11 protein-coding genes and 1 CRISPR repeat array are annotated in these 12,816 nt (G+C 38.4%); all 11 genes read left to right on the top strand.

The genetic code is table 11. The annotated features are described in order from the left end of the window. Nucleotides 1–178 precede the first annotated feature (178 nt). Complete coding sequence (locus GNE10_RS04465) at nt 179–400, top strand: DUF4327 family protein (protein WP_185563836.1); 222 nt, start codon at nt 179–181, stop codon at nt 398–400. A 213-nt stretch (nt 401–613) separates the two neighbouring features. Continuing rightward, nucleotides 614–1,921: an agenet domain-containing protein gene (locus GNE10_RS04460; protein WP_185563835.1), complete on the top strand. Its 1,308-nt coding sequence runs from the start codon at nt 614–616 to the stop codon at nt 1,919–1,921. Nucleotides 1,922–2,242: 321 nt separating this feature from the next. Beyond that, the gene (locus GNE10_RS04455; RefSeq protein WP_185563834.1) at nt 2,243–3,403 is read left to right on the top strand and encodes a phosphotransferase enzyme family protein; all 1,161 of its coding nucleotides are present in this window, start codon (nt 2,243–2,245) and stop codon (nt 3,401–3,403) included. Between the two features lie 418 nt (nt 3,404–3,821). After that, a complete protein-coding gene (locus GNE10_RS04450; RefSeq protein WP_185563833.1) occupies nt 3,822–4,361 on the top strand; it encodes a DOMON-like domain-containing protein in 540 nt (179 codons plus the stop codon). A gap of 51 nt (nt 4,362–4,412) precedes the next feature. Further along, a complete protein-coding gene (locus GNE10_RS04445) occupies nt 4,413–4,616 on the top strand; it encodes a hypothetical protein (protein WP_185563832.1) in 204 nt (67 codons plus the stop codon). A 19-nt stretch (nt 4,617–4,635) separates the two neighbouring features. Further along, a complete protein-coding gene (locus tag GNE10_RS04440) occupies nt 4,636–5,181 on the top strand; it encodes an HD domain-containing protein (RefSeq protein ID WP_185563831.1) in 546 nt (181 codons plus the stop codon). A 55-nt stretch (nt 5,182–5,236) separates the two neighbouring features. Beyond that, nucleotides 5,237–5,983, top strand: coding sequence for a thermonuclease family protein (locus tag GNE10_RS04435; RefSeq protein ID WP_260446800.1), 747 nt, complete (start codon nt 5,237–5,239; stop codon nt 5,981–5,983). 314 nt (nt 5,984–6,297) lie between these two features. Next, complete coding sequence (locus tag GNE10_RS04430; RefSeq protein WP_185563830.1) at nt 6,298–7,278, top strand: aldo/keto reductase; 981 nt, start codon at nt 6,298–6,300, stop codon at nt 7,276–7,278. Between the two features lie 904 nt (nt 7,279–8,182). Continuing rightward, a complete protein-coding gene (locus GNE10_RS04425; RefSeq protein ID WP_185563829.1) occupies nt 8,183–8,512 on the top strand; it encodes a hypothetical protein in 330 nt (109 codons plus the stop codon). 189 nt (nt 8,513–8,701) lie between these two features. Further along, nucleotides 8,702–8,986, top strand: a complete 285-nt coding sequence (locus GNE10_RS04420; protein WP_185563828.1) for a hypothetical protein — start codon at nt 8,702–8,704, stop codon at nt 8,984–8,986. Between the two features lie 128 nt (nt 8,987–9,114). Then, nucleotides 9,115–10,754: direct repeats of the CRISPR family, unit length 36 nt; unit sequence GTTTCCATTAATTCCGATTTAGAGCAATCGGTAAAG. Nucleotides 10,755–11,201: 447 nt separating this feature from the next. Then, a complete protein-coding gene (locus GNE10_RS04415; protein WP_185563838.1) occupies nt 11,202–12,752 on the top strand; it encodes a Cas10/Cmr2 second palm domain-containing protein in 1,551 nt (516 codons plus the stop codon). Nucleotides 12,753–12,816 lie beyond the last annotated feature (64 nt).

The following is a 12,816-nucleotide window of genomic DNA, read 5'->3' as shown; positions in this document are numbered from 1 at the left end:
CCTCCCACACCCCCCGCTTACCCCATGCCCAATGCCCAATAACCATTAATCTCGCTGTGTAAGTACTGTTGAGTTCACATCTTCACAAAATCCTCAAATACTTTCGATAAATTGAAGTTAGAGTCCAAGTGTCAATACTTAGGCTCAACCTGCGTCGTAAACATCCGGGGGTTTTGTTATGGATACTCTTGTTAAATATGATATTGAAGTTATCAAAGATGAAGCGCGGGAATTGGTTAAAAAAGGAGTAATTCGTCGTAACGAGCCAATTTACGCTTTGTGTAGATATATTCCTGGTCGTGATTGGGTTTGTGTGGAACTTGAGCTAGAAAAAAATGAATTTTTACTCCGAGATAAAATTATAGACCTCTTGGGTCGTGAAGATTGGAGCGAAGATTGAATCTAAGAACTCAGGAGTCAGAATAGCTGAGGAATCAGCAGAATATTTGAGAATAGTTATTTTTTCGCCGATTCTGGGAACTCTATTAATACGGTTCAGTAATTCACGCAGTGTTGATTATAATAGCTTATTTTATAGTAGCTTTTTATACTTTTAACCTATGGAATTACGAACCGAATTGTAAAAATCATTTAGAGTTTTGAGGAGCGGCTGATGGATAAATCCATTATTCAGTTGGTTGATGAATTACCAGCTGACAATATCACTGTTAAAGTTTTAAAAGCTCTTGATTACGTAGCACCAGGTGAATGGAACAATTTGGTGGGGTTTGACAATAACATCCGTACCATCACTGGAGAAACAGATCCTCAAATAATCCAAAAAATTCGCGATCGCTCTGTTTCCTTATATCACGATCCTCAAAAGGGCTATCAAGCTGCAATCAAAGTTTATCAAATAATTGATAAAGCAGATACAGCTATGGCCACGGCGGCTTTAGCTAATAAAGTTGGTGAGAAAATTGGTTTTCTTTCTTTTTTAAGTAACGTTACTCCCAAAGCCGATGTCACTCAATCGATTGATTTAGCACTTAAAATTGCTGTGGAAATCATCGCTTTTTGCAAACTAAATGGTATTCCTCAACCAAACCCGCAACAATTTGCCAATTCTCTGGCTAACAACTATCAAAATGCATCTTTGATGCGGATGGTTGCTTTAGTTTGTATTGATGGAATTTTACCTTTAGGGCCAGATTTCTTAGGGAAAATTCACTCAGTTATTAGTGGCGTTGATACTGGCGTAGTCGCTCAAAATCCTGTTTTCTTAGCTGTCAATAACTCTCTACCAGGCAATACCCCCTCTGATAAACTTGGTTTTATTAATCAAAGTTTCAACTCTGTGCAAGGGTGGATGAATGGCTTAGTAGCTAAAACAGGCATCACACCGCAATCAATTTCTAGTCATTTGGGTAATTTTATTCAAATTGCTGATGATAATTTAGATTTTGTAGCAGCATTTTTAGACCAAACTACAAATTACTACGAACATACAGGTATTCAAACTGTTGCTCGCAGTGTGATTTTGCAAGCACATACTTTAGTGAAAGAGGAAATTAAGCAACAACCTCAAAAGCCTATTCAAGATGTTTCATCTGCTGCGAAATCCTCAAATAACAATCAGTATGCACTCAGCAGCACAGTGGAAGTTTGGGATAACGATGACGAAGATTGGTATCAAGGAACAATTGAAAAAGTTCAAAATGACCAATTCTATATTCATTACCTTGGTTATGGTTCATCTTATGATGAATGGGTAGGTGAAGATGACATTCGTACTCGCGATCTTCGCTCTGCTGATGACAATGGATATGCTGTTGGTCAAAAAGTAAAATGTTGGGATGATGACCAAGAAGCTTGGTATTCTGCCACCATTCAACAAGTCCAAGGTCACCAATACTATCTTCGCTACATCGGTTATGACTCATCTTATGATGAGTGGGTTGATAGCGACGAAATTCGCTAACTAGTGAATAGACCTCTTGCAAAAGTGCTGTTTGCAAGAGATGGAAAAAGGGGAAAGGGAAAACACAAAACCTTTCCCCTTACCCTTTTCCCGACTTATGCAACAAGTATAATGAATACGGGGCGTGAGTACCCCGTATTCCCAGACAGCATTTTTGCCAATTCATCATTGATAAATAATTCCCCACATCACTGTGACTGAGAAAAATTAAAAATTACGAATTAGGAATTACGAATTACAAATTCTTTTGATACTTGCGCTACGATATCCCCTATTGCCTTTGTGCAATGTAGGTGAGGAGGAGTCAGGATAAACACGAATATGATCGAAGAACTTAATAAACAAGGTACAGAAAATCTAGTTGCGATCGCTAATCAATTCGCCAGACTGGGAAAGGTTACAGCTACAAAAGCCTTCGGTAGTGGTAATATAAATGACACGTTTTTGGTAACTTTAGATTCTTCAGAACAACAGCATTTTGTTTTACAACGCATCAATACACAAGTATTTCGCCAGCCAAAACTAATTATGCAGAACATGTGTATCTTTACTGAACATGTTCGCCAAAAGTTACAATCTACTCCTTTGAATCGTCGCTGGGAAGTACCGCAAGTACTACTAACTAAAAACGAAGAAGACCACTGGCGAGATGCTGACGGTTCCTTTTGGCGGGCCATTAGCTTTATTGAAGATTCACAATCCTTTGATACCATGCACGATCGCTCACATGCACAAGAAATCGGTTATGCCTTGGGTATGTTCCACAATCTGATTAGCGATTTACCACCAGAAAAACTCGCCGATACTCTGCAAGGATTTCATATTACACCCCTTTACCTCCAGCAATACAATCAAGCTTTAGCCACAACCAAAGTGCCGAAAACTCCTGAAGTTAATTATTGCTTGGAATTTGTTAGCGATCGCCAAACCTTTGCACACATCCTAGAAAATGCCAAAACACAAGGAATTCTCCCACTGCGTTTGATGCACGGCGATCCAAAAATCAATAATGTCATGTTCGACACTGCTACCCAGCAAGCCGTCAGCGTCATCGACCTAGACACCGTAAAACCCGGTTTAGTACATTACGATATCGGCGATTGTTTGCGTTCCGGTTGCAATCCCGTTGGAGAAGAAACCCAGAATTTCCAAAGCGTTTATTTCGACACCGACTTATGTCAAAGAATTTTAGCAGGTTATCTGAGTGTGGCTAAGGCTTTTCTCACCGCAAATGACTATGCTTATATCTACGATGCAATTCGTTTGATTACCTTTGAATTAGGATTAAGATTTTTTACCGATTATTTAGCAGGAAATGTCTATTTCAAAGTTAAGTATCCAGAACATAATTTAGCAAGGGCGATGGTGCAGTTTAAACTCACTGAGAGTATCGAATCCCAAGAAATGCAGATTCGTAAAATTATCGAAGATATTCAAGAAGGACAAAAAAAAATTATTTTAGGGTTGACTGTTGACTGTTGATTGTTGACTGTTGAGTTGCTATATTTCACTTTTTGAATTTTAGATTTTGAATTACGTCTGATGTGATATTGTATCCGCTTGATTACTTATTAAACCCGAAAAACCCCAAAGAGCCAAAGCTACGCTTTGTCTCCCCTCCCCGCCTGCGGGGAGGGGATTAAGGGGTGGGGTGCAATAACTGTGGGAATCATAACTAATTATGCGGACATGATGTGAATTATCCAAATCAACGAAATATCAGGGATTGTGCGCCCTGTAGAGACGTTGCATTGCAACGTCTCTACAACGATAAATCAAGGGTTTTAGTGTCTAATCCACATAATGCGTGAATTGGTATTAGGGGGATATAAAACGTTTTTTAACCAACAAAAAGACTTTTAAAACATCCTCGTAACCGTCAACCATCAACCATAAACAAATGAATAACCAGATATTTTCTTTGCAACCATTTCCTTCTAGCGAATCTCTAGCTAATTTGGAAATTACAGGTGATATCAGCCGAAATATTAATCAATTTAGCATCAGTTATAACCTGATAGGAGATTTAAATCAAATTGCCATTGCTCCACCATCAAACACGCCATCGCGCCAGCATCAACTGTGGGAAAATACTTGTTTTGAGTTTTTCCTGAGCATTAAAAATTCTCAACAATATTGGGAATTCAATCTCTCCCCCGCCGGACACTGGAATGTATATCGTTTTGATGGCTATCGTCAAGGAATGAGGGAAGAAGCAGCCTTGACAACACTTGCATTTAATGTTACAAATCAACCGAATAAATTAGTACTTACATTAAACATTGATTTGGATAAACTTATCTCTCCAGAAAAAATAATTGAAGTTGCCATTACCACTGTTATTCAATACAAAGATGGTGGCTTTAGTTACTGGGGATTAACTCATCGGGGTGCAGAGGCTGATTTTCATTTGCGAGATAGTTTCATTCTGGAATTATAACATGGCAAAAATGCCATAAATCATCGTTTATACAAAGGATTGATTGCAATTGTGTCTGATAAATTTTCGTTTTTTTCTGCTGATAAACTACAGAAATGGCACGAGGGTATAAAACAAGCGAACCGCAATAATATTTTTTGTCACTGTCGTAGTTGCGGTTATGAATGGATAGATTCCACATTTGATGTTACTTGCGTTGAATGCGGTAGCAAAGATGTAGAAAGTATTTCATCTTGGCAATTTCCAGATGATTAAATTAGAGTGTTAATTAAATATGCAACAAAATTGGTCGCAGGAAAGTTATATCAAAGCCTTCAATAAAGCAGCGCAGGCACATCAAGGGCAGAAAATTCCAGGTTCAGAAATACCTTATATTATGCACTTGAATTTTGTGAGTATGGAAGTAATTGCTGCTTTATATGTCGAAAATAAACGTGACGGCAACTTAGCAATTCAATGTGCAATTTTGCATGACATCATTGAAGACACAGTGACAACTTTTGAAGAAATAAAAACTGAATTTGGAGAAGCGATCGCTAATGGCGTACTTGCACTCACTAAAGATAATTCCATTGCTAAAGATTTGCAAATGACAGATAGTTTGCGGAGAATTAAAAAGCAACCGCCAGAAATATGGATGGTAAAGCTAGCCGATAGAATTAGCAACCTACAAGCGCCGCCACATTATTGGAATCAAGAGAAAATTATTCGCTATCGAGAACAAGGAATTGAAATTTATGAAACCTTGAAAGATGCAAGTCCATTCCTAGCATCGCGCTTGGCTAGCAAAATTGAAGACTACAAAGTTTTCATCAAGTAGTTAAATTAATGTGAAATTATAAATCACCTGTAAATTATCAATTACCAGAGATAAAATGATGGATTTACTAGAATTAATGTTGGTGCTAGCTACAGTAGTTGGCGTTGTAGATGGAAATACAATTTTGGTTAAGGATAACACCGGACAACCAATTACAGTAAAATTGGCGTGTATTAATCCATCAAAAACAACTAATCGCCAAGTAAACCTAGTAACAACACAAAGATTAAAACAACTACTACCGCCTCAAAGTTCTATAGTTATTAAAAATATAGAACCAGTCAACAATGGTCGCACCCTTGGCGAAGTATTTTTGGATAATCGCTCAGTTAATCTACTTTTGGTACAGGAAGGTAACGCTGTAGTTGACAAACCATCTTTATCTAATTGCTATGAAAACCAAATTCAATATTTGATTGGCGAAGCTAACGCTAAAAACAAAGGATTAGGATTGTGGCAACAATCAAAGAAAAGTATGAACGAATCAAAAACATCTACTTGGCGGGGAAAATTAATTTATGAAGAAATTCCTCCTGTGATGTCAACAAGAGCTTATGAAGGCAACGAATTTTTTCTGATTACTAACTCACCCAAACAAAATCGGTTAGTGTTGCGTCCATCTATTCGAGTTTCTCATTCTCAATTGCAATCATTTAATAATCAACAAGTGGAAATCACAGCCGTGCATGTTGCAGGTACTCGTCCTGCACCTAACGAAAGTGCTTGTCCTATTGAGTTTAATGGACAATGTATGCCCCAAGGTGAAGGTTATCAAGTTTTATCTATAGTGCAGTTGAAGTAAGGAGTCAGAATTCAGGAGTCAGAATTCAGGAGTAAGGAGTCAGAATATACAGCGTTGTTTAGGTAAATCAAGTATATATGTAGGGGCGTAGGCTTTGCTTTACTGTAGGGTACGGCCGTTCGCCCTTACAATTACTATTGTTGACCGTTGATTGTGAACTGTGAACTGTCAACCGTCAACAATCAACAGTCAACACTTTAACCGATTTTGGAATTACCCAAGGAATATTTCTCATAATAGATGACTTCATAATTGAGAAAGAGATAATACACAAGGGTGTAATTTGTCTTCCCAATTACTTAGGAGATTAGTTGATGAAAATTAGAAAGCTAGGCAAACAAGGTTTAGAAGTTTCAACTATTGGACTTGGTTGCATGGGAATGTCTGAGTTTTATAGCGGTCGTGATGAAGTTGAAGCCATTGCTACAATTCATCGAGCATTAGAACTTGGAGTTAATTTTCTTGATACTGCTGATATGTACGGGCCTTTTACTAACGAACAATTAGTAGGTAGAGCAATTAAAGACCGTCGCGATAAAGTAGTTTTAGCAACTAAATTTGGCAACGTCCGCACTGAGGATGGTGGTTGGCAAGGCATTAGTGGTAAACCAGAATACGTCCGTCAAGCTTGCGATGCTTCCCTCAAACGCCTGGGAGTTGAAGTTATTGACCTTTATTATCAACATCGCGTAGATCCAACTGTACCCATTGAAGATACTGTGGGGGCAATGGCAGAATTAGTTAAACAAGGAAAAGTACGTTATTTAGGACTTTCCGAAGCTGCTCCGGCTACGATTCGACGAGCGCAAGCAGTTCACCCCATTAGCGCACTGCAAACAGAATACTCTCTTTGGAGTCGAGAACCGGAGGACGAAATTTTACCTACAGTGCGGGAATTAGGAATTGGGTTTGTTCCCTATAGTCCATTAGGCAGAGGATTTTTATCAGGTGCAATTACAAGTCCTGAGGATCTTCCTGCTGATGACTATCGCAGAAATTCTCCCCGCTTTCAAGGGGAAAATTTTTATAAAAACCTGCAATTAGTGGAGCAAGTGAAAGAAATAGCCAGCGAAAAAGGAGTAACCGCAAGTCAGCTTGCATTAGCGTGGCTTTTGGCTCAAGGAGACGATATTGTGCCAATTCCTGGTACAAAACGCCGGACTTACTTAGAGGAGAATATTGCAGCCACTGAAATTACTTTGACACAAGAAGAATTGAATCGCATTGAAGCAGTTGCACCCAAAAATGTCGCAGCAGGCGATCGCTACCCAGACATGAGTTCTGTTAACCGTTAATCTCAAGTATCTTTTACAAGATATCATCAATTTTAAAGCTTGTTTCCTGGTGTATAAGACCTCTTGCAGAAGTCGGGAAAAGGGGCAGGGGAAAGGGGGAAAGGTTTGGTATTTTCCCTTTTCCCTTTAATATCAAATCCGTTTTTATAACCCCTCTTTGTTCTCCGGCTGCTTCCCCTGCTTTTTTCAAAAAGAGGGTAGTTAACAAGGATTTAGTATAACCTTGCGCCCCTATCGATGTATTTCATTTACCTAAAAAACGCTGTATTTTAAGTTCGTAGTAAGGACTTTAGTCCTCTAATAAGGACTGAAGTCCTTACTACAAGCAAAAAAAATTGATTTTTTGTGACACTTGCGTAAGTCCTGATCTATTTGAACCACAATTCCTGGTAGGAGCTAACAACCATTGGGGGCTAACAACCGTTAGCCCCTACAGTGTGGGTTATTTGACTGAAAATTGTTGTAAAAATAACTCAATACATTACTCACAATGATGTGGATTGGGAAACCACTTACACTTGATTATTCCTCTAGATATTTTCTCTAAATTTTTAGGAGTATGCCCAGGAAAAATATCAATATTGATTTTGCTATTAGCCTTGATTAAATAGCTAACATATAAAATTAATAATAAAAATACAATAATTCCTAGATTCTTCTTCATTCTAAATATTGATAAACCAATACGCTTAGAGTTAAAAAAGTTTATTTGTGGAGTAAGGTAACAGAGAATAGGGACAAGAAAAAATCAGCTTATCTGAACTTATTAACTCATAAACCCAACGATCGCCTTTTTAATTCCATCACATTAAAAGTATACCAAAGGACTAGAAACTGGGTGAAAATTATGTTGTGATTTGAATCAAATTATTATCTCACTTACAATTACCTATACCTCACAAAGTTGCAATTTGCTGTAAAAGCTGATTTGACTTGTAGAAAATACCAAAATCAGAAAACAAAAGCTTGTTTGGAGAAAATCAAAGCTGATTTGACTTGTAGAAAACATCCAAATGAGAAAGCAAAAGCTTGTTTTGAGAAAGTAAAAGCTGCTTTTGAGAAAGCAAAAGCTTATTTGACTTGCGGAAAACACCAAAATGAGAAAGCAAAAGCTTGTTTTGAGAAAGTAAAAGCTGCTTTTGCTTGCGGAAAACACCAAAATGAGAAAGCAAAAGCTTGTTTTGAGAAAGTAAAAGCTGCTTTTGAGAAAGTAATTGCTGCTTTTACTTATTGAATTTTACCAAAACATGAAGTTTCGATAAAATTTTTGAAAAAATTACCAATAAATGCTTATTATTTTCATAAAGGTACTTTACAAGTATAAAATTATACTTTAATATGCAAATAAGAAAGGCGATCGCCCTCCGGCAAGAGCTTGCGATCGCCTTTCCCTAAACCCCCATTCTGAGAGTTAATTATCATCATGGCACAAGAAGAAGAGTTTGTAGAAAATCCATCAGAACTGCAACAATACTTGGATAGCGAGAACTTAAATATACCAGTCTTAAATCAACCGGCTCAAAATCCATTACCCAAAAGAGAACCGGTTAAACATTTATTAATGGGTTCTTCAAAAGCAGTTATCGGCACAATTCACCATCTGCAAATCATTGGCTACGCTAGCGTCGGCGACTGGAGTCCATTAGTACGAACTGGCAATGCTGACGAAGTGATGAGTATTTTAATCCGTCAGATTTTAATGCAATAAGCAGTTGAAAAAAATAAAATCCCCGCCTTTTCTAAAAAGTCGGGGGTTTTTTCTTGTGGGGTGGACATCTTGTCCGCCCTATGGACTGGGCGGGCGAGACGCCCACCCCACAAGATTGGATATTTTTGGTAATCCTTAGTTCCGATTTAGAGCGATCGGTAAAGGATTGGTAAGTTTTACAGGAATTATTGCTGTTGTGTTTCCATTAATTCCGATTTAGAGCGATCGGTAAAGGCTTACGGAAATGACAACTCTGTTCTAGAACGTATACGAGTTTCCATTGATTCCGATTTAGGGCGATCGGTAAAGACATGTCCCTCTTTCACAGATTGGCTTCGGTGTAAGTGTTTCCATTAATTCCGATTTAGAGCAATCGGTAAAGTTTCGCGTCGATATTTTGCAAGTCTGCTCATCCGTGGTTTCCATTAATTCCGATTTAGAGCAATCGGTAAAGTAAACCAAGAGTGGAAATCTAGTTGGGCGGCTCAAATGTTTCCATTGATTCCGATTTAGGGCGATCGGTAAAGTCAAAAAATTTGATACTCAGGTTGTTTTATCTCTAATGTTTCCATTGATTCCGATTTAGGGCGATCGGTAAAGTGGGAACAGATTCCAGGCTAACGAAATAGGGCAGCAAGTTTCCATTGATTCCGATTTAGGGCGATCGGTAAAGTTTCCGTTAATGGCCATGTTAGCGCGTATCATCCTTTTGGTTTCCATTAATTCCGATTTAGAGCAATCGGTAAAGTTTGGGGAGATATAGCGCTTAAAATTGCCCACAAAGTTTCCATTAATTCCGATTTAGAGCAATCGGTAAAGTCTTCTGCTTGGGGTTGGGGTGTTAGGATTATAGTTGGCGGTTTCCATTAATTCCGATTTAGAGCAATCGGTAAAGTTTCACGTCAGGAGGCAATGCCGCTAATTACAATATAGTTTCCATTAATTCCGATTTAGAGCAATCGGTAAAGAAGTGTGGGGTGGGGAAGGAAAAACTACCTAAAGAAAGTTTCCATTAATTCCGATTTAGAGCAATCGGTAAAGCAAACGATGAGGCACCCGAGTGCCCATCTGATAAAAAAGGTTTCCATTAATTCCGATTTAGAGCAATCGGTAAAGGCAGGCGGCATCGGAGATGATCAGCTATATGGTGGAGTTTCCATTAATTCCGATTTAGAGCAATCGGTAAAGTAGCAACTTGTCTAAAATCCTATTCTAATGTTTCCATTAATTCCGATTTAGAGCAATCGGTAAAGGGGTGTTGATCATCAATACGCAAGAGCGGACTGTGCAGTTTCCATTAATTCCGATTTAGAGCAATCGGTAAAGTGTATTGACCTAAACGAGGTAACAGTCATGTCTACAGTGTTTCCATTAATTCCGATTTAGAGCAATCGGTAAAGGTTTCTTGGTTATGCACTTGTGCGGGTAACCATTATTGCGTTTCCATTAATTCCGATTTAGAGCAATCGGTAAAGAAATACCTCTAGAGCTAAAATCTAGAGGTATTTTTTGTTTCCATTAATTCCGATTTAGAGCAATCGGTAAAGTCACGGGCAACTTAGCACCGTGGATAATGGCATGGGAAATGTTTCCATTAATTCCGATTTAGAGCAATCGGTAAAGTATTTTCTGGAAGCAGAAACAGGGGACTTTATTTTGAGTTTCCATTAATTCCGATTTAGAGCAATCGGTAAAGGTTAAAGATTTATACAGATATTCTGTATTCCCCTGTGTTTCCATTAATTCCGATTTAGAGCAATCGGTAAAGAGTTCGTTCAGGAGCCTTTGCCCCGTAAGGCTTCCAGCCGCCAAATCGACGCATCTCTGAAAAAGATTGTACATCTTGTGCGGAATTAAGTAAAACACATACCTCAAACCCTTGCCCTGTAAAGCATCGACGCATCTCAACGAAAAATATAGGGTTTCAGCGATTTGGGGAGATGCGTCGATGAACATCTCAAACTCCTCATCCTCTTTGCGCCTCTGCGCCTCTGCGTGAAATAAATCATCTGTAAAAAAAAATTTCGTCATTCGCATGAAAAGGTCTTTACATCCTCAAAATTTCCGCCAAGATATAAAAGTCACAATAACTCACCCAGCCTTACATAACTCCTAATTACCCAAATCGAGAATTATTACAAAGTATAACCACTGAATAAAAACTCAAAATTCTACAGTAATTTAAACAAGACTGCAACCAGTGACAAAAGCAAACGTGACCAAATATACAGCCATAACCTTTGCTCCCGTCCAAGGATTTATTGAGAAATCCCGTAAACTCCGAGACTTGTACGGTGCATCATTGATTCTCTCATACCTCAGCCAGCAGCTAGTAAAAGAAGCCCAAAAAACCACAACAGTCATATCCCCAGGACTTCCCAAACTTCAAAAAGGAATGCCAAATCGCATCCTAATAAAAGGACAATTTTCCAAATCACAAGCAGAAAAAACTCTCTTATCAGCATGGAAAGGAATATTGTACGAATGTCGCACATGGATAGAAGATAAAGTCTCAGATAAATACCACTGGGAAAGAGAGTGGACAAACTGGGGAAACCACGCCTGGGAAATCTTTTGGGGAGAAGGCGACAGCATTCCACTAGCGATGGACGACTTAGAAACCCGCAAACTTTCCCGTGGATGGACAGCGCTTAACTGGATAGGAGAGAGTTCTAGTTTAACAGGAACAGATGGAATCGCATTTCCTGGATTGGGTGGAAAAGCCAGAGATCCTAAATTTATCACCTATTCTTTAGAAGACGAAGAAATTAAGAAATTTTATCAAGCATTAGCAGCAATCACCGAAGAACCAGAAGAAGAAACCCCAGAAGGTAAATTTATTGCACCCAAAGAAAAACTGAGTATTCCCGAATTAGTAAAACGTTTAGTTACCTGGCCTGAAATTCGAGACAACCTCAAAATAGAACCATTAGATAAAGGTTTTAGAGAAATTCAACGCAAACCCCAACCAACTAAAAATATCCCTGGACAATGGACGGGTTGGTTTATGGGAGATGGCGATAAAGTTGGCGATTATTTAAAAGAATTAGCTGCTAAAAATAATGGTGATGAAGAACTGAAAAATTTTACTCATGCAATCCGTGATTGGGGCAAAGAATTTGGCGAGAAATTCAATTTGCACGAAAAATTAGGTAGAGTAGTTTATGCAGGTGGAGACGACTTTCTAGGCATAATTTACAGTAAAAATCCTGCCGAACCTATTCCCCCATTCAAAGCATTTGAATGGTTGATGACATTAAACAATAAATGGAAAGAACATAAACAGCCGATTAATATCAGTGTTGGTTTTGTTTGGGTTGCAGGTAGCGTCCCCCAACGAGATGTCCTACAACATTGTCGAGAAGCCGAAAAACTAGCTAAATCTTTAGGAAGAGATAGAGTTACTATTCGCATAGTCTTTAACAGCGGTCAATACGTGCAGTGGACTTGTCCCTGGGATTATTTAGACATATTAACCAAATACCAAGACAGAGAGAAAAAATCAAACTGGAGTCATGTATATCAAGATTTAGCACAACTAGAATCACGACGTGCATTTAATATTGATAAAAAAACATTTGTCGAAAAATTCCCCATTGAATTCTTCGATATTTATTTCCCAGGCGAAGGTAAAGAATTGCTCAATCCTGAACGTGCCAAACATCTCGTCGGTTTTAGTGACGAAGATGATGCTTATGAAAGAAACAAAGCCACAATTGAGTGGATAAGTAACTTAATTCAAGTAGGCTGGCATTTATGTAATTAAGTGACAATAAAACCAAACATGTTAACTAATCCAAAAATAAATTTAGTTCGTAGTGAGGGCTTCA

Origin of the sequence: Nostoc sp. 2RC, assembly GCF_014222165.1 — a bacterium.
GTDB classification, from domain to species: domain Bacteria; phylum Cyanobacteriota; class Cyanobacteriia; order Cyanobacteriales; family Nostocaceae; genus Nostoc; species Nostoc linckia.
The sequence above is the reverse complement of the archived record's forward strand: the minus strand, read 5'-3'. Positions and strand labels throughout refer to the sequence as shown.